At 42.1% G+C, this 24,777-nt stretch carries 23 protein-coding genes and 1 tRNA gene; 8 read left to right on the top strand and 16 right to left on the bottom strand.

What is annotated here, in order from left to right; all coding sequences use genetic code 11:
• Positions 1 to 24: 24 nt before the first annotated feature.
• Positions 25 to 969, bottom strand: a complete 945-nt coding sequence (locus MAE_RS06655) for a LysR family transcriptional regulator (protein WP_012264890.1) — start codon at positions 967 to 969, stop codon at positions 25 to 27.
• Positions 970 to 1,298: 329 nt separating this feature from the next.
• Between MAE_RS06655 and MAE_RS06650 the strand changes: the two genes are divergently transcribed.
• Both MAE_RS06650 and MAE_RS33195 read left to right on the top strand, forming a co-directional pair.
• On the top strand, positions 1,299 to 2,009 hold the full coding sequence (locus MAE_RS06650) for a Uma2 family endonuclease (protein WP_012264888.1): 711 nt from the start codon (positions 1,299 to 1,301) through the stop codon (positions 2,007 to 2,009).
• Between the two features lie 27 nt (positions 2,010 to 2,036).
• Complete coding sequence (locus MAE_RS33195) at positions 2,037 to 2,198, top strand: hypothetical protein (RefSeq protein ID WP_012264887.1); 162 nt, start codon at positions 2,037 to 2,039, stop codon at positions 2,196 to 2,198.
• Positions 2,199 to 2,407: 209 nt separating this feature from the next.
• On the opposite strand, the gene grrM is transcribed toward MAE_RS33195, so the two are convergent.
• The 4 genes from grrM to MAE_RS06625 all read right to left on the bottom strand — a co-directional run bounded on the left by grrM (position 2,408) and on the right by MAE_RS06625 (position 6,512).
• Entirely contained in the window at positions 2,408 to 3,568 is a 1,161-nt protein-coding gene (grrM, locus tag MAE_RS06640; protein WP_012264886.1) for a cyclophane-forming radical SAM/SPASM peptide maturase GrrM/OscB, read from the bottom strand.
• Between the two features lie 85 nt (positions 3,569 to 3,653).
• A complete protein-coding gene (locus MAE_RS06635; RefSeq protein WP_012264885.1) occupies positions 3,654 to 4,775 on the bottom strand; it encodes a murein transglycosylase A in 1,122 nt (373 codons plus the stop codon).
• 76 nt (positions 4,776 to 4,851) lie between these two features.
• Positions 4,852 to 6,186: a hemolysin family protein gene (locus MAE_RS06630; protein ID WP_012264884.1), complete on the bottom strand. Its 1,335-nt coding sequence runs from the start codon at positions 6,184 to 6,186 to the stop codon at positions 4,852 to 4,854.
• 32 nt (positions 6,187 to 6,218) lie between these two features.
• On the bottom strand, positions 6,219 to 6,512 hold the full coding sequence (locus MAE_RS06625; protein WP_012264883.1) for a hypothetical protein: 294 nt from the start codon (positions 6,510 to 6,512) through the stop codon (positions 6,219 to 6,221).
• A 64-nt stretch (positions 6,513 to 6,576) separates the two neighbouring features.
• Between MAE_RS06625 and MAE_RS06620 the strand changes: the two genes are divergently transcribed.
• Positions 6,577 to 6,649, top strand: a tRNA-Ile gene (locus MAE_RS06620).
• Between the two features lie 272 nt (positions 6,650 to 6,921).
• On the opposite strand, the gene MAE_RS06610 is transcribed toward MAE_RS06620, so the two are convergent.
• Positions 6,922 to 9,666 carry a KGGVGR-motif variant AAA ATPase gene (locus MAE_RS06610; RefSeq protein WP_012264882.1) on the bottom strand — a complete coding sequence of 915 codons (2,745 nt, stop codon included), beginning with the start codon at positions 9,664 to 9,666 and terminating at the stop codon, positions 6,922 to 6,924.
• Complete coding sequence (locus MAE_RS06605) at positions 9,663 to 10,085, bottom strand: hypothetical protein (protein ID WP_231859736.1); 423 nt, start codon at positions 10,083 to 10,085, stop codon at positions 9,663 to 9,665. The genes MAE_RS06610 and MAE_RS06605 overlap by 4 nt, the downstream gene beginning before the upstream one ends.
• A gap of 217 nt (positions 10,086 to 10,302) precedes the next feature.
• Here MAE_RS06605 and MAE_RS06600 point away from each other — a divergent pair, with 217 nt between their 5' ends.
• On the top strand, positions 10,303 to 11,196 hold the full coding sequence (locus tag MAE_RS06600; protein ID WP_002736931.1) for a DNA adenine methylase: 894 nt from the start codon (positions 10,303 to 10,305) through the stop codon (positions 11,194 to 11,196).
• Positions 11,197 to 11,205: 9 nt separating this feature from the next.
• Here the strand turns inward: MAE_RS06600 and MAE_RS06595 are convergent, their stop codons facing one another.
• From MAE_RS06595 to acpP, 5 genes are all read right to left on the bottom strand, one after another.
• Complete coding sequence (locus MAE_RS06595) at positions 11,206 to 12,033, bottom strand: hypothetical protein (protein ID WP_002735872.1); 828 nt, start codon at positions 12,031 to 12,033, stop codon at positions 11,206 to 11,208.
• On the bottom strand, positions 12,014 to 12,274 hold the full coding sequence (locus MAE_RS34785; RefSeq protein ID WP_036386251.1) for a helix-turn-helix domain-containing protein: 261 nt from the start codon (positions 12,272 to 12,274) through the stop codon (positions 12,014 to 12,016). Before MAE_RS34785 ends, MAE_RS06595 begins: the two co-directional genes overlap by 20 nt.
• A 113-nt stretch (positions 12,275 to 12,387) precedes the next feature.
• The gene (gene tkt / locus MAE_RS06585) at positions 12,388 to 14,394 is read right to left on the bottom strand and encodes a transketolase (protein ID WP_012264879.1); all 2,007 of its coding nucleotides are present in this window, start codon (positions 14,392 to 14,394) and stop codon (positions 12,388 to 12,390) included.
• Between the two features lie 82 nt (positions 14,395 to 14,476).
• The gene (fabF, locus tag MAE_RS06580; protein ID WP_012264878.1) at positions 14,477 to 15,727 is read right to left on the bottom strand and encodes a beta-ketoacyl-ACP synthase II; all 1,251 of its coding nucleotides are present in this window, start codon (positions 15,725 to 15,727) and stop codon (positions 14,477 to 14,479) included.
• Positions 15,728 to 15,797: 70 nt separating this feature from the next.
• Positions 15,798 to 16,046 (bottom strand): acyl carrier protein, encoded by a 249-nt coding sequence (acpP, locus tag MAE_RS06575; protein ID WP_002798625.1) that lies wholly within the window; start codon positions 16,044 to 16,046, stop codon positions 15,798 to 15,800.
• 145 nt (positions 16,047 to 16,191) lie between these two features.
• Here acpP and MAE_RS33190 point away from each other — a divergent pair, with 145 nt between their 5' ends.
• Positions 16,192 to 16,383: a hypothetical protein gene (locus tag MAE_RS33190; protein WP_041803887.1), complete on the top strand. Its 192-nt coding sequence runs from the start codon at positions 16,192 to 16,194 to the stop codon at positions 16,381 to 16,383.
• Positions 16,384 to 16,887: 504 nt separating this feature from the next.
• Here the strand turns inward: MAE_RS33190 and MAE_RS06565 are convergent.
• Entirely contained in the window at positions 16,888 to 17,607 is a 720-nt protein-coding gene (locus MAE_RS06565) for a heme oxygenase (biliverdin-producing) (protein WP_012264876.1), read from the bottom strand.
• A gap of 510 nt (positions 17,608 to 18,117) precedes the next feature.
• Between MAE_RS06565 and MAE_RS06560 the strand changes: the two genes are divergently transcribed.
• Entirely contained in the window at positions 18,118 to 18,858 is a 741-nt protein-coding gene (locus MAE_RS06560) for a response regulator transcription factor (protein ID WP_002798623.1), read from the top strand.
• Between the two features lie 407 nt (positions 18,859 to 19,265).
• Here the strand turns inward: MAE_RS06560 and MAE_RS06555 are convergent, their stop codons facing one another.
• Both MAE_RS06555 and ylqF read right to left on the bottom strand, forming a co-directional pair.
• Positions 19,266 to 20,750, bottom strand: coding sequence for a glutamate synthase subunit beta (locus tag MAE_RS06555; RefSeq protein WP_002798621.1), 1,485 nt, complete (start codon positions 20,748 to 20,750; stop codon positions 19,266 to 19,268).
• Positions 20,751 to 21,129: 379 nt separating this feature from the next.
• Entirely contained in the window at positions 21,130 to 21,969 is an 840-nt protein-coding gene (ylqF, locus tag MAE_RS06550) for a ribosome biogenesis GTPase YlqF (RefSeq protein ID WP_012264874.1), read from the bottom strand.
• Between the two features lie 107 nt (positions 21,970 to 22,076).
• Between ylqF and MAE_RS06545 the strand changes: the two genes are divergently transcribed.
• Both MAE_RS06545 and MAE_RS06540 read left to right on the top strand, forming a co-directional pair.
• Entirely contained in the window at positions 22,077 to 22,619 is a 543-nt protein-coding gene (locus tag MAE_RS06545) for an NUDIX hydrolase (protein WP_002798619.1), read from the top strand.
• A 160-nt stretch (positions 22,620 to 22,779) separates the two neighbouring features.
• On the top strand, positions 22,780 to 23,721 hold the full coding sequence (locus MAE_RS06540) for a hypothetical protein (protein ID WP_041803885.1): 942 nt from the start codon (positions 22,780 to 22,782) through the stop codon (positions 23,719 to 23,721).
• A gap of 25 nt (positions 23,722 to 23,746) precedes the next feature.
• Here the strand turns inward: MAE_RS06540 and MAE_RS06535 are convergent, their stop codons facing one another.
• Positions 23,747 to 24,688, bottom strand: coding sequence for a TIGR04168 family protein (locus MAE_RS06535; protein WP_002798617.1), 942 nt, complete (start codon positions 24,686 to 24,688; stop codon positions 23,747 to 23,749).
• Between the last annotated feature and the right edge of the window lie 89 nt (positions 24,689 to 24,777).

Genomic DNA, 24,777 nt, shown 5'->3' with positions numbered 1-24,777 from the left:
TGATCCTGAATTAAAGTTTAAGGTTTAATGGCTCACTAATAAGCTGTCACCATTTTTTAACGAGGCATTAATCGGGATAGTTTGACTAGCTTCCAGCAGGTATTTTAAAAAAGCATCGGCAATCACGGAAAGTTGTTTTCCGGCCAGATAACAAACGTACCAATTGCGCTGAATCGGAAAATGTTCCACGTCGAGGATGGCTAATTCGCCGTTTTCCCCTTCCGAGATGAGAGTATGCTTAGATAGTACCGATAGTCCCAAACCACCAGAAATAGCCTGTTTAATGGCTTCGTTACTGCCTAATTCCAAGCGCACCTTAACTTTAATATCGTGGAGATTAAATAATTTTTGTACCGCTTGGCGGGTTCCAGATCCCGATTCGCGCATAATAAAAGGTTGCTGGTTGAGGCACTCAAGGGGCAGATTTTTCTGGCCCACCAAAGGATGATCTCGTCGCGCCACCACCACTAGGGGATTTTCGAGGAAAGACTGAGAACACAGTTCCACTTCTTCCGGCGGTTGACTGAGAATATAGAGGTCATCCTCGTTATTTAACATTCGCTCTTGCAGTTTCTGGTGATTAGTCACCTGTAGAGCGATGTCGATACCGGGATACTGTTGACAAAATGCCCCCAGTAATCGCGGCACAAAGTATTTAGCGGTAGTAATTACGCCTAAAGTCAGTTTTCCCTGTCTAGTTCCCTTAATATCGGCCACTTTCATCTGAAAGTTGTCCAATTTATTAAAAATCTCTTGACAGGTGAACAGTAATTCCTGACCCGCTTCGGTTAAAAATAAACGTTTGCCAATTTGCTCGAATAGCGGTAAACCCACGGCTTTTGTGAGTTGTTTGACTTGGGTTGAGACGGTAGGTTGAGTGATAAATAACTCCTCGGCCGCCTTGGTAAAGCTACTGTGTCGAGCGGTAGCCTCGAAAACCCTTAACTGGTGCAGGGTTGCCTGTATCAAGTTCTTATCCCCTTCTCAATAACAACTATTTGTCACCATCAATCCTAACGCTTTTATAGATTCTAGTCAATTAACTTTTTGATAAATATAGACTTTAATAGATATAACCGCCGCTTAAGACCTTTTGTCAGCCATCAGCTTTTTTCTCCCTTCTCCCCTCCTCCCCACTCCCCCATTACCCCATCTCCCCCACTCCCCCACTCCCCCATTACCCCATCTCCCCAATTCATAATTCATAATTAATAATTAATAATTGATAATTGATAATTCATAATTCATAATTATCTTGCTATAATCAGAAAACAACCATCTATTAAAATTAAAAGACAATGGTTAGTTATCTTGATATTGACGACGATCTTCTTTTCCCCGATAGCGATGGTCAACCGATGGCAGATAATACCGAACAATATGAGTGGATTGTCAAAATTAAGGAGAATTTAGAGATTATCTTTGCCGATGACCCTAAGGTGTTTATTGCCGGAGATTTACTCTGGTATCCTCTGCGTTCTACTTTGGTTTCACCGGTTGCTCCCGATGTGATTGTAGCTTTTGGCCGTCCCAAAGGACGAAGGGGTTCCTATCGTCAATGGCAGGAAGAAAATATCGCTCCTCAAGTGGTTTTTGAAATTCTATCACCGAAGAATACAAAAGCAGAGATGAGTCGAAAATTAGAGTTTTATGACACATATAGTGTAGAAGAATACTATTTATATAACCCGATGCGCTGTCGTTTACAAGGATGGCAAAGACAGGGAAAAACTTTAAGAGAAATTATCCCCATCAATGACTGGATAAGTCCCCGTTTAGGTGTGCGTTTTATCTGGAATAAATCTAGTTTAGAATTGTATCGTCCTGATGGAGAGAAATTTTTAACAACTGTTGAGTTAGAGTCTCAAATGCGTCAAGAAAAGAAACGTGCCGATAAAGAAAAGAAACGTGCCGATAAAGAAAAGAAACGTGCCGATAAAGAAAAGAAACGTGCGGATCGACTAGCGGAACGCTTACAGGCGTTAGGATTAAGTTTAGAAGAAGAATAATACCATTTTTCTTTATTCGTAGCAGGCATGACCATCTCTGTCGTTACTTTGGAAAAATGGTATTTAGGGTTTGCTGAAAGAGTTTTTCGTGGGGGCAGGGTGTGGGGTGTGGGGTGTGGGGTGTGGGGTGTAGGGTTTTACCCATTTTCAGGGGGTCAATTACCTAATTTTCAGGGAAAAAGTGCCTAAATTTCCCCCCCGATCACCCCAATGTCTGGCACTTTTTGATGGGAAAAAAGTCTAAAATTCTTATCCAACAAGGTTTTTAGATTTATTCAGCAGACCCTATTTAGATCAGGTTTGTTTCATAAGTTATTAGTAAACAGTAATCAGTGAACTGATAACTGATAACTGATAACTGATTACTGATTACTGATTACTGATAGCTAAAAAAATCTTTAAACTTCTAATAAATTTTCTAGGCGATCAAGAACTATATCGGTGATACACTTAATCCGGTATAAACAGGCTTTAGTATCTGTGGAGTTGAAAGTGCCATTTTCCCAATATTTGTTACTACCGGCCCCCCCCCCGCAAACCCCAAAATAATCGCATTTTTGCCGACATAAATCGACTCCACCGCACATATCAGCGTAAATTTTTTGAAATTTCTCAGTTTCACAGATAGATTCCAGGGAATCGGTCAAAACATTACCAAAGATAAAATCGCCGTAGGGTTGGGTTTTAATCGATAGTAATTCCGGATCAAAGGTGGAAAAATTACCTTGATTATCAAAATTGACAATCATAAAAGGTCGATTCATATCGGTATTTTCTAAGCGTTCATCGGCATAAATTAAACTACAGATCGATTCAAATTCCCGCAGCTTAAATTCTCCTTGTTTGGCCGTGACTAACTCCCAAAATCTGGCGATAAACTGGCGATAACGTTGTTCAATACCTAATTTATCTAAGGAAGATTGCGAATGAATACCCTCGGTTTCTTCCATATTAAAAGCCACATCGGTAAGACCATGATCCCAAAAAAAGTTAAAAATTTCGTCGGGATAGTCGAGAGAATCTTCTGTTAAAACAGCGATGACACTCACATCAATTTCATGTTTTTGCAAGAAAGAAATCCCCCGCATTGTAGCAGCATGACTGCCAGTTCCCTTGCGGTTTTGCCGGTGGATATCGTGAATAAAGGCCGGTCCATCAAGACTGACTCCCACATAAACATCATGCTTTTTAAATAATTGACACCAAGCATCGTTAATATAAGTGGCGTTAGTTTGTACTGAATGACGAAAACAGTAACCCTGCTGATTATATTTCTCGCTAACTTCCGCAATTTTGGCGAAAGCACTTTCATAAAAACTGATGGGAACTGCTAACGGTTCGCCGGCGTGCCAGCAAATGGTAAAATCATCTTGGAGAAAACGACTACTAAAAACCCTCTGAAAAATCGGCTCGATTAAATCTAAGGATAAGGTATTTTTTAAGTGGCGATCGGGTAAATAACAGTAATCACAATTGAGATTACAAAAAGAAGTCGGCTGCACGACTACTAAAGTAATTGGACCACAATCCGACCAATCTATATTTGTGTTTTTTTCCATCATTCTATTTTTAAAATTCTCCCTTAAATATGATAACCGATAACCGATTCTGGGAATTGTATCTTAATTCTACCTATACTATTTCCTATTCCCTCAATAATAAATAATATAATTGACCGGGAGTATTAATTAAACCGGCTCGCTCACCCGCATTTTTTCCTGTTCCCATAAAAATATCTACCCTCCCAGTACCTTTAATCGCACTGCCAGTATCTTGATCGAGAACATAGCGACTAACTAATTTTTTATTAAGATTTCCCTGGGGAATTTCTGTCTCAATTACTGCTAAAGCACCGGGGGGAAAAATACTTTTATCTGTAGCGATCGATCTTTCCGGTAAAACCGGAACTCCAATACTACCAGTGGCAGCTGCGCCGTGGGTTTCTCGAAAGAAAATAAACCGATTATTGCGGGGAATATAATTCTTTAATTGCTCAGGATTATTTCTGAGAAAATCCAAAACCATTGGTAAGGTTAAACCCTCAGCAGGAAAAATACCATCGGCAATCATTTCTTTTCCCAGACTTGTGTAGGGATGCTCGGTATTGCCATCAAAACCGATGCTCATAATTTGACCATTAGGTAAACGTAATTTCGCCGAACCTTGCACATGAACTAAATAAGCTTCTAAGCGATCTTTTAACCAGACTAATTCGTATCTCGAGAGACGGCTATTTTCCCCCAGTAAACCATCTTTTCCCTCTAATTCTACCCTAGCTGGATGGGGTTTTGACCAGCGAGAAAAGTTAGCAGGTCGGCGATAAAGAGGATATTTATACTCGGCGGTTTTTTGCCGACTTGCTTGATAAATTGGCTCAAAATAACCAGTAAATTTAACATTTCCCTGGCTATCATTACCCAAAGAACGATACCAAATAAATTCTTTTTTAACTGCCTTTTGTAGAGCTGCGGGAGTGGGAGAATTCTGCACTAATTGACGAAAACGGACTAAGGAACGCTGCACTCGCTGACGATTTATTTCAGGAATAGGATAATTTTGATAGGCGCGGATCGCCGCCGAGCTATTCAGATAACGTAAACTATGATCGATCGCTTGTAGGAGGGTTTTTTTGTCCGTTAGCAGTCGTTCATCGTATCCCGTAGATGTTCCTAATTGTGAGATTTCAAAACGTTCTAGGGGCAAATTTGCGGGGGTGAGGGCAATTAATCCCAAGCTGAGGGGGAGGAGTGTCAAAAGGTGTTTCATGGTGACAGGAGTGGGCAGCTATTGACTCGATTAACAATCAAGAAGGATAAATGAGAAAAGTTGTTTCTTGTTTATATCATGAGGATAGTTGTTGCCGATAAATCTTAATTTGTTCCAAGCGAGGGCCGACCTTAGAAATGATGGTAAATTCTAAATTTTGGTAATATAATTGTTCTCCCACCTTCGGTATTTTTTGCCAATGATGGAGGACAAAACCAGCTAGGGTTTGGTATTCATCGGCCAAGGGTAAACTTAAATTTAATGCTTTGTTCACGTCCTCTAAATTCATTTGTGCTTGTACGAGAAAAGTCGATTCATCGAGGAGTTGATATTTTACTGTTCCTGATTCATCACTAGGGGAAAAAGTTCCCAGAATCTCACCGATTAAATCTTTTAGGGTTAATAAACCGGCTGTTCTGCCAAATTCATCGACAATGATAACCATCTTTAAGGATGATTCCCGCATCACTGTTAGTAATTCATTTAAAGCAGTGGTTTCGGGGAAAAAACGCACAGGTTTTAACCAAGGTTTAATCGGGGTTGTTAAATTTAACTGACCCTGAGCAAGGGGTAAAGCTAAATCTTTAAAATCGATCAGACCACGGATATCATCACCGGAATCTCCTTCCACAGGATAACAAGAATAGCCACTGTTAACTACTTGGAGCAATAATTCCTCAAAAGTTGCGGTCGAGGAAATAGCTACTAAACGGTTATGGGGAACCATGATTTCCGCGGCAGTGATTTCGCTAAACTGGAAAACATTATTTAAAATTTTCCTTTCCGCTGCTTCTAATCCCGTTAATTCCCCTTCCATGCTGATAATTAATTGTAATTCCTCGGAAGTTACCCGACTAGAACGCTGTAGATCTACTTCGGGGATACGGGTTAAAACCAATAAAAAACGAGTTGATTGGTTAAGAATACCGATAAAAGGCTTAAAAATTCGGGAAATAACGCCAATAGGTGCCGCTAATAATCGCGCCATTGGTTCGGCATAAATTAAAGCGAGGGATTTGGGATAAAGTTCCCCAAAAACTATCTGGAGATAGGCCACGATTAAAAAAGCTAGACAAAGAGAGAAACCATGGGAGAGAAGATTTTGCCAGTTTAAGGAAAAGGGTAAAAAACTTAGTAATTTCCTCACAAAAACGGTCATGGTACTCTCCCCGATCCAACCTAAAGCTAAACTAGAAAGGGTGATACCTAATTGGGTAGTGGAAAGTAAGCGATCGAGACTTCTTTGTAGAGATTGGACCGTCTGCGCTGGCACATCTCCCGCAGCCACTAGCTGACTGATGCGGGTACGACGGACAGACACGAGCGAAAATTCGGCCGCTACGAAAAAAGCATTGAGGACGATTAGTAAAAAGACTAAAATTAAACGAGTCAATAAATCCTGATTATCCATAGCGAAAAGGCAAAATTCGCCTTTTTTAAAGCCTATCCTTTGGTTTCATCCTTTGATTGCGGTTGGTTTTTCTGTTGTTGCATATAAACTCTCACTCTTTTCAGCACCTCTTCTTCTTTCACGGGGATAAAAGTTTGATTGCGACCATAACTGGTGCGATCGTTGGTAAACTTTTTAGCAGGGTTGATATCCGGTTGACTGACTCCCTTCAGGGAGGCGATTCCCAATTGATAGGCTACCCAACCGCTACCGAAGCCGGCGGCTAACATGGCTACCATCAAAAGGAGTCCTAACTGCAAGGAGGTGCTGATTGCAAATTTTTTCATCTTGGTGGGGCTGGATTTTCACGTTCGGAGTGATTACCGATCTATAATGAGTTAATAGTATAACCCAGGGTTGGCCGAGCGGTTGAGGCAACGAACTCATAATTCGTGCTAGGCAGGTTCAACTCCTGCACCCTGGATAGTTTTGATGGCTTCGGGTGATCGGCTTTGACTGCACTAGAGTAGGCGGCGGTGACAGATTACCTGACCATTTTCAGCTACTTTGAGAACAGAAATACAATCATTAATTTTATCCTTTTCATTTTTCAGGAAAGCTAAAAAAACACAAGAATCCCAGTAGTGTAGCTTTTTTGATGAACGAATCAATTCCCCAATGCTGGGTAATAGCAAATCCTGTTTTGAAAAGCTGACAACAATCAATCATATAGTCATTGCCAAAAAGCTCGAACCATTAAAAATTTGATTTCCCCAAAACTTTGCGCTTTAAAGCGAGAACACGAGGACGCGCACCTTGACTAGAAAATCCTAACCCTTCACGGAATATTTCGGGCATATAATAACGAACTGCATCTTCTTTATCCTTGTCCTCGTAAATTACTCCCATTTGCTCAAGAATATTGACTGTAGTAGCATCCAGATTAAACTGTTCTAGAGAAAAAGGAATTTTTTTATCACTATATTCATGTAACCTTTCTTGTACCCAGATTTTAAATATAGGATATTCTTCCTTAGACTCGTCAACTTTTTCTTCACTACAGGGTTTAAGCGCTCGTCGAATCGCTTGGGGAGGTAACAGTCTAGTATTCGACCATTTAGTAAATTGTATTTCTTCTTTTTTTTCTACAGTAATATTAGCAGCATGGTACAAAAATCTCACAATATCCCGCGCTTGTAGTCTTCCATTAAAATCGGTTAAAGCGGCAAAAATCCAATTGTCTGACTTAGCTTCCCTTGCATTATCTGCTCCTAATTTTTTGCCCCAAAGTCGTTCTAGTTTTCCTTTTAAATCTTCAATTGAACAATCGAATAAATCTTGAGGGTTAGCATTAATAACCGATGATTGTATGCAGAGCCAATAGGAAAGTTTAAGAAACGATTCTAGATTCCAAGATAGATCATAATTACGATATAAGTTTTCAAATTGTTGCGAGTTTTGTGTGATTGTATATCTCAAGAAATCTCGACGCAGAAAGACAATCAAGCCGAGATTAGATTGCCGAATTTCTGATAATTTATTGGGTAAATGATCGATCAAAGCTTTCAAGGCTTTTCGTTGAAGGTTATCCTTATCATTGGCAACATTAGGAAAATCATCTTCTAATCCATCAAATAAAAATATAATCTTCGAGTTTTTTTGTTGAAGGTATTCATGCAGTTTATGTAATTGACAATTTTCAGGATTATAACCTAAAACTCTCGAAATTTCTTTGATCCAAAAATTTGTCCAATCAACCTCATTCCAATCCTGATTTGATAGCGACTGCGTGATTCTGTCTCTTAAATCCGAGAAGGAAAATTGATAATCATTATTAAGAAAATTATTAACATTTTGCCGTGCTTGCTCAAGAATATCTTTGGCATCCTCTGCTAAATTTTTTGATTGCAGTAAAGGAAATATTAAACCGAGATTTTCTCGGGAATTTTCTTGATTTTGAGGATCAACTTTATTTAAAAAATTTTCCCAAGACTGTAGGCGAGATAGCTGAATATAATTAAAGGTTTTTCCCGCACCTTTAGCACCAATTGAGATAACATTAGGTAGTTTATCTTGAAAATTACGAGCGAGATTTTTCAATGGCTCGGTAATGAGTAAATCTTCCCCTTCTCCCTTTTCTGCATAAATATATTTATTGCAAGTATCCCTGAGTTTTTTCACATCATCTAAGGAGTTATCTGAAGGTGTGGCTGATGCAATGCTATTATTAGATAATTCATCTTCTGCCCATTGTCTTGCCAGTTCCATCAAGGAAGTTGAACTTAATTTGTTTTGAGCTTCGTCCCAATTGTTAACATATAGTAACTCTTGGGCGAAATAAGTTTCTTTAATATCCAGTCTAGTAGTATATAAACTCTCATTTTTGGGTTGAACATAAGCCGACTGTAATTGCTCTAAAATATTCTCAAATGCTGATAAATTTCTGACTTCTGGGGTTAAAAAACTAATAATTATCGAAGGATCATAATAATTATCATCCTTTACTTTTGAGTCACTGGGAGCTAGTAAGCCAATTTTTTCTAAAACCATCCTGACACCTCGCCAAGATTGCTCATTAACTGTTGTTACTAAAAATCTTTGGATTCTAGAGTCAAATAAAATTGGGCTAGAAATTTCACTTAATCCTGCTCTTAAATCAATAAATATATAATCTACTGCTAATTTTTGCCCTAATTGATGAATTGCATCCCCTACCTCCCAAGCACCCGACGGATTTCTGGCTAAATTTTCTGGCAGTATAGGAGTATCTAAGAGTTCTTCTTCTTCAATAAAAGCGGGTAAAAAATATAAAGTTGATTTATTTTGCTGTTTGGCAGTTTTCTTAATTTCTTGAGTTACCCAAGAGAGTGCCACCTCTAGAGATGGCTTGGGATATTGATAAACTTCTAAAAAATTGCTCAAAGATACGGTTGCCTCTTGACTTTCATACCTTTGCCAATAGGTTAACCCCGGAGCCTCTAAATCTGAGTCAATAACTAAAATTTTAATTGGTTTATTTATATCTTTTGCTCTTGCTAAGAGAGCAAGAATATAAGCGGCTAAATGTAGGGTTCTTCCCACACCACCTTTAAAAGAATAAAAAGCAATAATTTCTGGCTTATCTTGATAAGCATTGGGTAAAAAATTATCCGATTGCTCTGAATCTGTATTTTCTTTTAAATAAGCGACTTCCTGCCAAAAAGGTCGAATCGATGGAGAAAAATAAGAACTATTATCTATTAAAATAAATTCTACAGGAATAGAAGCATTATCAATATCTAGCTGAATAATTTGTTCTGATTCTTGATACCAATCTCCGAACCATTCTTTTAATATTGAGTTAGCTTTTGGTTGATCATTTTGACTTTGAATACCAATCTCTAAAGCACTACTAAAACAACTAATTTTAACAATACTATCAGGTAAGTCATTTCCGTTAGCGGTTTCGCGAGCAATTTTTCTTTTAATATCAAACCAAGTTAGTAATGGCCGTCTTCTCATAGTCCCTGCAACTCCTGTGCAATCCAACTTAATATATCTAACAATTTTTTTTCTAATTCACCATCCTTGATATTTTCACAGCATCCCCCATATCGCCACATTTGATTAATTTCACCGGAAGAAAGCTCTCTCTCTTGATTATTTTTTAAAGGTTTCATACTTAATTGTGAGGGAAGTTTTAGTTTTTCTCCCGCAGCTAGTTTGTCTAGTAACTTATTTATATCATGCCGCACTTCAAGTAATTCTCGACAAGAATCGGTGCAATCTTTACTTTGTCTTTTCAGTAAAACCGCTTTGAGACCACATTCAACGGAGTAAAATAGCAATAAACGATGAGCGTTAGTTATGGTTTTGACCTTTGCCGCTCGTTGATTTTCTCTCCATGCTTTTTGTAGTTCTCTGTCTGTAAAAGGAATCACCCAGTCAACCCTTTGCACGATAGGGTTAGATCCTAGCACAAAAAAACCCGCTGGCGCGGGCTTTTTCCACAAAACCAAAGTTTTAATTAACCTAACAACGCTTTTGCCTTCGCTACCACGTTATCCACGGTAAAACCGAACTTCTCTGACATTCCTAGATAAAATATCGTAATTTTGTTAAAATAATCTCAAAGAAAAGCCTCTAAAATCAAAGGTAATGTCCAAAATCGCTAAAAAACTTAGTAATTCTCCTTTTCGTTATCCTGGCGGTAAATTTTATGCCCGTAAGCTAATCTTAGCTTGTCTTCCTAGTCACCATAAGTATTGTGAACCCTTTGCGGGGGGAGCATCTATATTCTTTGCTAAGGAAAGTGTAGCAGAGAATATTCTCAATGACAAAGATGAGGAATTAATGAACTGTTATCGACATATCAAAGATCATCTTGATAGTCTAATTGAATTATTAAAAGATCTAAACGCTACCAAAGAATTACACAATTATTATAAAAATGAATTTCAACCAGCCAATGACCTAGAAAGAGCCATGCGTTGGTATTATCTAAATAGAACTTCCTACTCAGGAATTATGAAACTTGAAAATTGTTATTGGGGCTATGGTGATAAGTATTCTATGCGTCCTGAAAACTGGCCTTCTCACCTAAAAACCACTTCGGAAAAACTGCAAAATGTCAATTTATCTTGTTTAGATTTTGAAGATTTAATCAATCAATTACCCGATGATTACTTTTTATTTGTCGATCCTCCTTACTTTCAAGCAGATCAAAATAAATTCTATTCCTGCTTCTTCAGTCTAGAAGATCATGAAAGGTTATGTAAGACGTTGAAAAAACATCAACATCGATTTAAATTTCTTTTGACTTATGATAATTGCTCCGAAATTAGAGAAATGTATGATTGGTGTATTTCTTTACAAGATAATGAATGGAATTACACTATTAATCGAACTGATGATCAAAAAAATGGTTTAAAATTAGAACATGGTTATCAGAGTGAAAGACGCAAGGGCAAGGAGGTATTTATTGCTAATTATGATCTTCAGAAACCTGCAAGATTTACACCTCTACAATTAAGTTTATTCGATGTATCTTGATTCCTAATTTTAATCAAGTAAATCCTCTATTTTTTCTATCGGTAGCCATGGTTGTAGAGGTTCAGCCGTATTAACATCAAAGAAAATTTTGGGATAATTAGGGATGAAATTACAGTTGTTATCGTGGCATTTCTGGCGAGAACAATTGATATTATTGGTTTGATTTGCTGTTAAATCTTTACTTCTGGCAACGTACATTTTTAAAAGGGCTTCTTCTTGATTATTAATATTAATTTTGCTTAAAAATATTTGCTCTTTTGGTGTGGGCTTCCAAACAAATAGTCCCGTTTCTAAATTGGTCTGAAAAAAAGCATTGGCAAGAGATGTAATCACTAAATCAAAATCTGTTTCAATATATTGATCTTTGTGAATATTTAGGCTTGTTGAAGGTATTCCTATCAATTTAGACCTTTGTTCTGCTGCTTTGTCTCCTAAGGTTCTTGATCTCATACATTTGACTTCAATAAAAGGTCTGATACCTCCCTGAAGACGGAAACTACCTTTTTTGGCTAACTTACATTCAGCAGAGTATTTTTTGGCGTTTTTTTGATTGATAATAGCTACATCTATATCGTGAGAACCAGCTTGAGGATTTAAGCGAGGATTAGTAACTAAATAATTATTTGCGAGTATTTTTGACAGTTCATCTTGTACAGTGAACTCAAAAAACTTGCCACGAATCATAGGAATAACTTTTGGATCATTGAGAACTTCTGTAATATATTTGATATTCAAACTATAACTCTTACAAAAACTTTCTATTTTTTCAAACCATTCCCATTCAAGCTCGTTATCATGCAAAAACTGCTCAAGCAATTTAATCAAATCTTCTGACATCATCAGTATTTACATCGGAATTTATAGACATAGTGTTAAAAAGCTCCGAAAGACTTATGTTTAATGCTCTACATAAAGAAATCAAGCATAGTAAAGAAGGATTCCTTTTACCACGTTCAAGAAGACTGATGTAAGTTCTATCCAAATTGGCCGCTTCGGCCAACCTTTCTTGGGATAAACCCTTTTGAATGCGAGCATTATGTAAACATCTGCCAAATTGAGCTAAATTGTCCTTTGCCATGCTTCGATTAAACTGCCTGACGTGACCCCTAGTCCACTGACTGACAGTCACAATAGAAAAACAAAAAAATGAGCCAGATTTTTCTGACTCATTACAGCTAAGATTTCAGGTAATTAACCTAACAACGCTTTTGCCTTCGCTACCACGTTATTCACGGTAAAACCGAACTTCTCTAGAATCACACCTCCTGGAGCAGAAGCGCCGAAGGTATCAACCCCCAACACATCCCCCTCATCGGTGATGTAACGATGCCAACCCATGGTTGAACCCGCTTCCACTGCGAGACGTTTTTTCACTGCTTTCGGCAGTACCGATTCTTTGTATTCTGCCGATTGTTCCTCGAATAGCTCCCAACAGGGCATAGAAACGACGCGAGCTTTAATTCCTGCTTCTTTTAACACCGCAGCCGCTTTATCGCAGAGATACAACTCGCCACCCGTACCGATGAGAATGACATCGGGAGTACCTTCAGAATCGGTGATAATATAAGCACCTTTAGCCACACCATCGAGGGAAGTTCCCGCTAAATTGGGCAGATTTTGACGGGATAATGCTAGTAACGTCGGGCGCTTAGTTTCGCTCACCGCTACTTTATAAGCACCGGAAGTTTCCGTACCATCCCCCGGACGCATGACTAAGAGGTTAGGAATAGCGCGCAGAGAAGCAACGTGTTCCACGGGTTGGTGAGTCGGTCCATCTTCCCCTAAGGCAATGGAATCGTGAGTCATTACCCAGATGACGCGGGTTTCTGACAATGCCGATAAACGGATAGAATTCCGCATATAGTCGGTGAAAATCAGGAAAGTCGCCCCGTAGGGAATCAATCCCGTGTTATGGAGAGCAATCCCGTTACAAATCGCCCCCATCGCGTGTTCCCGCACGCCAAAATGGACGTTACGCTCCTGATAACTGCCTTTTTGGAAATTACCAAAATGCTCTAATTCGGTGTAGTTAGAGTGGGTTAAATCCGCCGAACCACCGATTAAACCGGGTAAAACCCCCGCAAGCGCATTTAAGCAGATTTCCGAGTGTTTACGACTAGCGAGCGCCTTATCTTCGGGTTTATAAACCGGTAAAGCTTGCTCCCAACCTTCCGGCAGTTGACCGGTGGTTAACTGTTCAAATAAAGCCGCTTCTGCGGGATATTTGGCCTGATATTCGTTAAATAACTTATTCCAGTCCGTTTCTGCCGTCGCTCCCTTGTCCACTGCTTGCCGGAAACGATTTAACACCTCATCGGGAACCACAAACGGCTCGTATTCCCAACCTAATGCTTTTCGGGTTAACTCGATTTCTGTTGCTCCCAAAGCTGCCCCGTGAACATCGGCGGTATTAGACTTATTGGGGGAACCATAACCGATGGTGGTGGTGATTTTAATCATCGAGGGTTTATCGGTGACAGCTTTGGCGGCTGCGATCGCATTGGCAATGGCATCTAAATCGGTGTTACCATTCTCGACGTGCTGAACGTGCCAACCGTAGGCTTCAAAACGCTTGCTCACGTCTTCGGTGAAAGCGATATCGGTGGAACCATCGATCGAGATATGGTTATCATCGTAGAGAGCGATTAACTTGCCTAAACCCCAGTGACCGGCTAAAGAACAAGCTTCCCCGGAAATACCCTCCATATTGCAACCATCACCCAAAATCACATAGGTGTAATGGTCGATAATTTTGGCATCCGGCTTGTTGAAACGGGCCGCTAAATGGGCTTCTGCTAGGGCCAAACCGACACCATTAGCAATCCCTTGACCCAGAGGACCAGTGGTCACTTCTACCCCTTCCGTGACGAAATTTTCGGGGTGGCCAGGGGTTTTCGATTTCCACTGCCGGAATTGTTTAATTTCCTCTAGGGGGACGCTATCGTATCCGGTCAGGTACATCAAAGCATACTGCAGCATACAACCGTGACCGGCGGAGAGAACAAAACGATCGCGATTGACCCATTGGGGGTTTTTCGGGTTAAAACGCAGGAATTGATCCCAGAGGACAAAGGCCATGGGTGCGGCCCCCATCGGCAGTCCGGGGTGTCCCGATTTAGCTTTTTCTACGGCATCCACCGCTAAAAAACGCACCGCATTAATACAAAGTTCTTCGAGGGATTGGGAGGCGACAACCATAATGTTTTTTAGAATGAACTACAAAAATAAGACCAGGTTAAAGAGGGAGCCACTCAAAGATTACTCTTTCGGGGGCATCGACTCAAGCATATTTTCTAAAAGCTAAGGTGACGTTATGGCCACCAAATCCAAAGGAGTTGGAGAGGGCAGCGTTAACTATCTGCTGACGACTTTCGTAGGGGACGTAATCAAGATCACAATCGGGGTCAGGATTGTCAAGGTTGAGAGTCGGGGGAATCCGCTCATTAGCGATCGCCATTACCGTGGCCACGGCTTCAATGCCGCCAGAACCGCCTAAAAGGTGGCCTGTCATCGATTTGGTGGAACTGACGGGGATTTGGTAGGCCGATTCTCCTAAAGCTTTTTTAATCGCCTTGGTTTCCGTGGGATCATTGGCCCCTGTACTGGTGCCGTGGGCGTTGATATAGCTAATTTCCGCCGGAGTCAAACCGGCATCTTTGATCGCTAATTCGATCGCTCTGGTGGCCCCACGACCATCGGGAACCGGTGCCGTCATGTGATAGGCATCGCAAGTCAGACCATAACCGATCATTTCGGCGTAAATCCGCGCCCCACGGGCTAAGGCCGTTTCTAATTCCTCTATAATCAAGATTCCTGCCCCTTCCCCCATAACAAAACCATCCCGATCCTTGTCAAAGGGACGACTGGCCCGGGTGGGGTCATCGTTGCGGGTGGACAGGGCCTTAGCGGAGGCAAAACCAGCCAATCCTAGGGGGGTAACGGCGGCCTCCGTCCCACCGCAGATCATCGCTTTGGCCAAACCCCTTTGTACTAGACGAAAAGCATCGCCGATGGCATTGGAACCGGCGGCGCAAGCGGTCACGGTGCAGTTACTCGGTCCTTTGGCCCCCGTGTGGATGGCGGTTAAACCAGCGGCCATATTGGCAATCATCATCGGGATCATGAAGGGACTACACCGGCCCGGACCTTTTGTCAAGTAAATTTCCTGTTGATCCTCAAGCACTTTTATGCCACCCACGCCCGTACCGATTAGTACGCCTATATCATCGGCATTGAGAGCGTCGATAACTAATCGAGAATCTTGCAGTGCTTGCAAACTGGCGGCGACGGCAAATTGAGCGAAACGGTCCATGCGCTTTGCCTCTTTGCGATCCACATAGTCGTGGGGGTCAAAACCCCGCACTTCCCCAGCAATGCGACAAGCGTGACGGGAGGCATCAAAGTGTGTAATTAAACCAATGCCACTTTTGCCGTTGATTAAGCCTGTCCAATAGTCTGCTAGATTATTGCCGAGGGGAGTGATTGCACCCATCCCCGTGATGACAACCCTTTTTAATGGCAATTCTGTCATGTTTGTTCAAAAATAAGGGCAGATTTTGCCCCAGATATTTAAGGCTAAATTGTCAATTTTCCCGCAATAATTAGGCGGTTGCTCCTACTTTCTCGCTAATATGGTCAACAGCTTTGCCTACAGTGTCAATTTGTTCGGCCGCTTCGTCGGGAATTTCAATATCAAATTCTTCCTCTAAAGCCATCACTAACTCGACCACATCAAGGGAATCAGCTTGCAGATCATTAGCAAAGCTTGCGTCGGGAGTAACTTTTTCCGGCTCTACTTCTAATTGTTCCACAACAACTTTTTTAACTCGATCGAAAATACCTTCACTCATGGATGTCAATTTTTATCCGCTGGTTTACCGGACTCTAGCCTCTAGGGTCTGGGGAAATGGGGCGGTGTTACCATTTCCGACAATAAATTTCGGTTAGCTTTTTCACTGACCATTTTTCATCTTACTGGAAGTTGTTCCCCTCTTGATGAAGTTTTTTCTCGATCATCGGGGAAGTGGGGTGTGGGGTGTGGGGTGTGGGGTGTGGGGTGTGGGGTGTGGGGTGTGGGGTGTGGAGTGTGGGGGGAAGTGGGGAAGTAGGGTGTGGGGTGTGGGGTGTGGGGGGAAGTGGGGTAGTGGGGTAGTGGAGCATTTGGATGAAATTTCCCTAAACCCCTAAATCCCTATCACCCCAAAACCCTATCACCCTGACTCCTATCTCCTGAATAAAAAGCCAAAATATAACGGATAACTCCGAAATTCAGATAATAATCATCGGAAATTTTGGGTCTGAAACCCCGCCGTTCTAGGTTGGCTTTACGTTAGAATTAAAAGGCCAGTCTCGAAAACCAAGTGGACGGCGCAGCACCTTGAAAACTCGGCTTAGGGGGTTCCGACCAGAAAAGCTTGGCCGGGTAAAAAGTCGCGCGCAACAAGTACAAGAAGCTATAGGCGGTCAACGTACCGTGGGACACACGGAATCGGGCTTCTGAAATGGGGCGAAAGTCTGTGGACTCTGTGTAAGACAGTACATGGTTTTTTAACTGTGGTATGCGACGGTGGTGGAAGCAGAAACTTAAATCGTGAGGTTTAGGAATCGCCGCACTTTTAGGGCGGCGAGGATGTCAAGGCTAACCATTACCCCAATTCTAGAATTATCCGTTTTTTTAGGTTTTCTTGACTACTATTCGGCGGTAGCCAATCCAGTTTCGGTGCTGCCGGTGGTGCGACGACGGGTGAGAGTATTAAAGAGCATAATTCCGATCGCTTTGATCAGATTACCTTCCAACTCTTGGAACATTTTCATGTTCATGCCAAAAGCGGCGTTAGCTTCGGTGACAATGCGATCGGCCATGGCTTGATCCACCGGTAACTCGTCGAGGGTTTGACGATAGTGGTTTTTATAGGCTTTTTCGTCGGAAATATCTTTGAAATCATAGAAAGCCGTGCCACCAGTTTCCAGATTCATCGCTTTTTCGGCGATTTTTTTCAATATTTGCCCCCCGGACAGATCGCCGAGATAACGGGTATAGGAATGGGCGACTAATAATTCGGGTTCTGTTGTGGCGATTTCCCGAATCCGGTTAACGTAGGCCTGACCTGCGGGAGATAAAGCGATCTCGTTGCGCCAATTGGGACCATAATAAAAATATAAATCCTGTTCTAGCGCATTTTTGCGATTGAGTTCAGGAAAACAGATTTTAGAAACGACGGGATGACTAGGAAGTTTTTCCATCTCCTCCTCCATGGCCGAATAGACGAAGTAGAGGTTAGCCACCAGTTTGCGATAGGAAGTTTTTTCTACCACACCTTTGAGAAAACACTTGACAAAACCGACGTTTTCTGCCATGGTGTGGGATTTTTTCGTGCCTTCCCGCAGTTGAGTTGATAAATTAACGCTCATATTATGATCACCTGTTGGGATGAGTGGAATGGATCGGGTTCGTTACAGATGCTTACTAAAACCGTCTATTTTGGTAGATTAAACTGAATCGATCGGTAATTTTATTAAGAATTTTTACAGTGCCGCCGGGGGAGCTTAGGGAGAAAAGTTAGCTCTAGCAGGACTTGACCGCCGGTTGAAACCGGTATCGATCGAGATGGCGCAATTGTAAAGATTAGTGAAAAACTGCTCCCTAGTTGATCTTGTTGAGAGAGAGGGTGTAGTCTAGCGCCAATATCAATCATCGAGCAACATTCTTCACGCTTCTTAAAAATTCTTAACATTCAGGAGACTTATATCAGCAAAATTTCACAAATTAAAACCGAATTTAGCAATCATGCTTATAATCAGTACAGGATTCTTTATGTTGTGCTAAACTCAAGCCCTTGAGAGACAAAGCCCTAGTTGCGATGTCAGCGAGAACACATTTAGCAACCCCCTACCCAAACCCTTAGTCATAACACTCTGGTAATGCCCCGAATACTTGTAATCGATGATGATCCTGCAATCGCGGAATTAGTCTCCATCAACCTGGAGATGGCGGGTTATGACGTTAATCCCGCAGAGGACGGGATTAAAGGCCAGGCCTTGGCCGTCCAGTTACAACCCGATTTAATCATGCTGGATTTAATGCTGCCCAAAGTCGATGGTTTTACTGTCTGTCAGCGTTTGCGACGAGATGAACGCACGTCCGACATCCCGATTTTGATGCTCACAGCCTTAGGACAAACCCAAGATAAAGTGGAAGGTTTTAATGCGGGTGCTGATGATTACCTGACCAAACCTTTCGAGGTGGAGGAAATGTTAGCTAGGGTACGCGCTCTCCTCAGACGCACCGATCGCATTCCCCAAGCCGCTAAACACTCAGAAATACTCAGTTTTGGACCTTTAACCCTGGTTCCCGAACGTTTTGAGGCGGTCTGGTTTGAAAGTGTGGTCAAGTTAACCCATCTAGAATTCGAGTTACTCCACTGTCTTCTCCAACGTCACGGTCAAACCGTTTCCCCTAGTGATATTCTCAAGGAGGTCTGGGGATACGATCCCGATGATGATATCGAGACTATTCGCGTTCATATTCGCCATCTGAGAACGAAACTAGAACCCGATCCCCGTCATCCTCGCTATATTAAAACCGTTTACGGTGCGGGTTATTGTCTGGAGTTACCCACCAATGAACAGGTGGTGCTTGATTCATCGGCGGCAACGGTTTAAACAGGGAGCAATTGTCTAGATAGGCAATAGGGACAATTGTTTCGTCGCTCCTCCTCCTCTTCAGATTGAGAAGGTTTGACCGGCGGTTGGGTTTTGATGGCTATGGCTGAGGCCTCTTTTTGGCCCTGACTATCACAAGGGGTAAGCACCCCCAGCAAGTCAGGACAATGGCAGGAGTAACTAGGGCTGGCTGAATAAATCTAAAAACCTTGTTGGGTAAGACTTTTAGACCTTTTAGAAATCAAAAAGTACCGGATATGGGAGTGATCGGGGGGAAAATTCAGGTACTTTTTCCCTGAAAATTAGGTAATTGACCCCCTCAAAATCGGTAAAACCCTACACCCCACACCCCACACCCCACACCCTGCCCCCACAAAAAACTTTTTCAGCAAGCCCTAACTACTGGTTTAAGGTAAATCCGTCGCCCCCATCAAAAAGCGATCGCATTCTCTGGCGGCCCCGCGACCTTCATTAATCGCCCAAACCACCAAACTTTGACCACGACGACAATCCCCTGCGGCGAACACTTTCGGTAAGCTAGTGGCAAATTGACCGTGTTCGGCCTTGATATTGCTGCGGGCATCCTTTTCTAAGCCTAAATCATCGAGTAAAGGCTGTTCTGGTCCCAAAAATCCCATGGCCAATAGAACCAATTGCGTCGGGATGACTTTTTCTGTTCCTGCTACCGGTTGGGGGATAAACTGCCCTTTTTCGTTGCGTTGCCATTCCACCCGTACCGTGTGAATCCCTGTGACGTTGCCCTCGCTATCCCCCTCGAATTTAGTCGCCGTGGTGGTATAAACCCGGGGGTCATCGCCAAAACGTGCGGCCGCTTCCTCTTGTCCATAGTCCAGACGGTAGATTTTCGGCCATTCGGGCCAGGGATTATCGGCGGCCCGTTCTCGGGGCGGTTGCGGCATAATCTCTAATTGGGTGACGCTACGGCAGTTATGACGCAGGGAAGTCCCCACACAGTCGGTTCCCGTGTCGCCACCGCCGATAATTACCACGTCTTTACCCGCGGCCGAGATAAAATCCTCCCCCGGTTGTCCATCTAATAGTGCTTTTGTATTAGCGGTGAGAAACTCCATGGCGAAGTGAATGCCCTTTAATTGGCGACCTTCGATGTTTAAATCCCGGGGTTTGGTGGCCCCGGTACAGATAACCACGGCATCGTATTCGTTTAATAGGTCTTGGGCGCTGATATCCTTGCCCACTTCCGTGTTACAGACCATTTTTACCCCTTCCTGTTCGAGCATCTGGAGACGACGCAGAACGACTTCTTCCTTATCTAACTTCATGTTGGGGATACCGTACATTAATAGCCCCCCGGGGCGATCGGCCCGTTCATAAACTGTCACCCAGTGACCGGCTTTATTTAACTGGTCGGCGGCTGCTAATCCAGCAGGTCCAGAACCGATCACGGCCACTTTTTTGCCGGTACGGATGGCGGGGGGATTGGCAGTAATCCAACCGGATTCCCAACCTTTGTCAATAATCGAACATTCAATATTTTTGATCGTAACGGGGGGATTATGAATACCGAGAACACAGGAACCCTCACAGGGAGCGGGGCAGACTCTACCGGTAAATTCGGGGAAATTATTGGTTTTATGGAGGCGATCGAGGGCTTCTCGCCACAATCCTCGATAGATTAAATCATTCCATTCGGGAATCAGGTTATTAATCGGGCAACCACTGGCCATGCCACTAATTAGCGTTCCCGTGTGACAAAATGGTGTACCACAATCCATACAACGGGCGGCCTGATTGCGGAGTTTATCTTCTGGCATGGGAAGATGAAACTCATCCCAATTATGAAGGCGATCGAGGGGGGTAAGTTCGGAAGGAAGTTCACGCAGGAATTCGATAAAGCCAGTCGGTTTGCCCATAGTCTTTGTTATCTCTGTCGTTTATTCCCTATCTTCCTTCACAGTTCGATCGATCCCCGCAACTTTACCGATTTCTTTAATCTTATCCGCAACTCAGTGGACTAACAGGCGGTAATTTTGACAAATTCGGGAATTAACTAGGGTCTGCTGAATAAATCTAAAAACTTTGCTGGATAAGACTTTTAGCCTTTTTTGAAATCCAAAAGTACCAGATATGGGAGTGATCAGGGGGAAATTCAGCTACTTTTTCCCTGAAAATTAGGTAATTGACCCCCTCAAAATCGGTAAAACCCCACACCCCACACCCTACACCCTACACCCTGCCCCTAGGAAAAACTTTTTCAGCAGACCCTAACTATTGAGTTAAAAACAGGCGATTTCAAGAGGAAGGGGGCAATTCTAAGGGAATAGCCCCGATGATTCCCTTACGAAAATCATTGAGTAACTGCATGGCTGCCCTTTCTTTATCTTCTTGATATTTGAGATTGGCCAATTTTTCGATAAAATCTTCCCCGGTCATGTCTAGAGTATTCAACCCATAACGAGATTGTAAAAGACCTTCATAGTTTAATTCTACTAATAAATCGACAAAAGCCGCCGCTATCCTTTGGTTATCATAACCAGCATCCCCAATATCCTCACAGATAGCTAATTTCACCGCATCCCTTTGATTATCTAAACGGGAAGGGATCACCCCCGGCGCATCTAATAGTTCTAAGGTGTCGGAAATTCGTACCCATTGTAATTGTCGCGTTACTCCGGCCCTGCGGGCGCTGGCGACGACTTTTCGCCCTAATAAACGGTTAATCAGGGCAGATTTGCCCACATTGGGAAACCCGATCACCACGGCGCGCACTGGACGCGGTAACATTCCTCTCAGTTGGCGTTTTTGGTTAATTTCATCGCCAATTTTTTCCGCCGCTTTGATAATTGCTTTAACTCTTTCTCCCTGTTTAGCGTTAGTAAAATAGACGGTTTTTCCTTGACTTTTAAACCATGTTACCCATTGTTGATGGGCAGATTCGGGAATCATATCGAGACGATTTAAGATTAACAAGCGCGGTTTATTGCCAATCCAATCGTCCACCTGCGGATGATGGGAAGCTAAGGGAATGCGAGCATCGCGCACTTCTAAGACCACATCCACGAGTTTAAGATGTTCCTTGAGTTTTCTTTCCGCTTTGGCAATATGACCGGGATACCATTGAATTAACGACATGGGAGATGGGAGTATAAAATTAAATCTTATCAGAAATAGTCCCTAGATAGCTATAATTATCTGAGAAAAAGTTTAGTAATTTCACTGCAATTATAACAGGATTGTCGATGACTAATTTAAAAAAATGGCAAATTATTAAATCCGAGCTAGTTTTTCATAATCGTTGGTGTCAAGTCCGTCAAGACGCAGTGAAGTTATCCTCTGGACAAGTTATCGATGATTATTTCGTTAATATTCGTCCTGAAATTGTTTTAGTTGTTCCAGTTACTGGGGATAATCAATTGGTTTTTGTCCGTCAATATCGTCACGGAGTTAAGGAAATTTTATTGGAATTTCCCGCCGGGGCAGTAGATGCGGGTGAAGATGATATTACTGCGGCAGCGCGTCGGGAATTCGAGGAGGAAACCGGTTATCAAAGTGATTCTCTAATACCTCTGGCTGTTTTGTACGATAATCCCGTTAAAGATACTAACAGAATTCATATTTTTTTGGCTCTTAATGCTACTCCCACAGGTCAACAAAAGTTAGATATTACCGAGGAAATTGAAGTTATTCTTCGACCTTTACAGGAAATTAATCCACAGGAAATTACCGTCTCTGGTAGTTTAGCTGCTTTCTATCTAGCGAGGGATTTTTTAAAGCAAAATTAAGGAGTTATAGCAGTTATATTAATGGGGATGTAGGAAGTTTTCGTTTATTCCCACTTCCCCACTTCCCGCTCTCCTACCTCTGCGCTTTTCTCTACTGTTTGAACAGGATTTGTATTACTTTAAGTTTTATTTTTTTCACTTGTCTATGAGTAATTTTTTGATGATTGCTGGCTTTATCCTATCAGCTTATGCGATTGTTGCCAACGATTCCCTACAAACTTTAGGGACTTTTTTAAGTGCCAATGAAGAACGTCCTTGGTGGATTTTATGGCTGTACACCAGTATAATCTTAGCCTCGATTTTTATCGCTGGTTGGTATATTAATCAGGGAGATGTGGCTTATAATCGACTAGAAATGATTCCCTTCCCAGAAACTTTTACTTGGATTTATATCGTTCCTCCCTTAGCAATTTTAATTCTCACCACTTGGGGAATACCTGTGAGTACAACCTTTTTGGTTTTAACAGTTTTTGCTCCCCAATCTCTAGATGAAATGTTAATTAAATCTGCTTGGGGTTATGCTATTGCTGTTATAGTGGGGTTAGTCATCTATCGAATTATTTATCAATTAGAAAACTTTTTCCTAGAAACAGTTAATCAAGAACCTCAAAAAATCTGGGTGGTTTTACAGTGGTTATCCACCGGGTTTCTCTGGAGTCAATGGTTAATGCAAGATTTTGCTAATATTTTCGCCTATCTTCCCAGAAAGTTAGCGGCAACATGGTTAGTTTTATCTCTAACAGTTATGCTACTCCTGCAAACCATCATTTTTATTAATCACGGTGGTCAAATCGAGAAAATTGTCACTAGCAAAACTAACGCCCATGATCTGCGTTCTGCAACAATTATTAACTTAATTTATGGTCTAATTTTACTGTTTTTCGTTGGCTATAATCATATTCCCATGAGTACCACTTGGGTATTTTTAGGTTTATTAGGAGGTCGAGAAATTTCTCTGACTTTAACCAGAGAAACCCCTAATTTAGCCGCCACGGGTAAACTGGTTTTAGGGGATGCCTTAAAAGCTTTTATCGGTATGATAGTTAGTGTTACTATCGCTCTTGCTTTACCTCTACTCGCTCAAAAAATTAACTATCTATAGGAAGTGGGGTGTGGGGAGATGTAAATTAAGAATAACAAGATTGGGGAGATAGGCGATCGATTGATGACCCGGAGTGATAAAGTTTTCTATTACTGATAATCTCGAAATTATCGTTCAACCAGATTAAAGATGCTTCTGTGACTAGACCTTCTTCAAGAGTGACTAGGGAAAAATTGCGAGATTTACCCGTATCGGAGTGGAGAATACGAGGGACACTGGCAGCATTCAGATAAACAGTTCCCATCTCGGAAGTGACCACGGGATTGCGTAAACGGGAAGTAGTATGACGGAGACGGTGGTGCATATGACCGAAACTGACGAGAGGAACCTGTTTTCCTAATAGCTGTGCTTGTTCGATGGCCGCTGCTAAATCCGGGTCCCCGTGGTCCCCTCCCAAGGGTTGCCAATCGCGACCACAGATAGCTTCCGCTTCCTTTCCCAGTCCGGCCGGACCATTGTGACCTAAAAAAATCAGGTTATTATAGGCAGTATCTTGAATATTAGCGATAATTTTGGCGGTAGATTCGGCAAAACTGCTGATATTATAGCGTTCTTGAAAAAATTCTCCATTTTTCCACTCGGATCCCCCCCAAGTAAAGGGACGACCCCCAACAATCGAAAGCTCTAAACTGGGTAGGTCTAGTTTTGAGTAACCCACATGAGCAACCCCTAATAATTCTAACTGGGCGGTGACACGATCTTCCTTGTTGCGATCGTAGGGACATTTTTTTCGTCCCCAGGAGGTGGCACTATACCAAGCGTCGTGATTACCGAGAATAACGGCTTTTGGTAAGGACAAACTAGCAATCCGGCCGACAATTTCTAGGGATTCATTGCCAAAATCGCCGACAAATAGGGCTAAATCCACTTGTAAAGCTTCTAGAGCTAAATTATCTTCTATTTCCCATTGGTCGTGAACGTCACCGATGACGGCGATTTTATAGGTGCGAGGGAAAGAACTTACCATTACCAGTTATCAACTATCATTTACCATTAAAGATCATAACTAGGGTTTGCGGCAAAAAGTACGGGCGAAGCATTCGGATAGAAAATCTC

The organism is Microcystis aeruginosa NIES-843 (assembly GCF_000010625.1).
Classification (GTDB): domain Bacteria; phylum Cyanobacteriota; class Cyanobacteriia; order Cyanobacteriales; family Microcystaceae; genus Microcystis; species Microcystis aeruginosa.
This window is presented reverse-complemented; position numbering and strand designations above follow the sequence as displayed.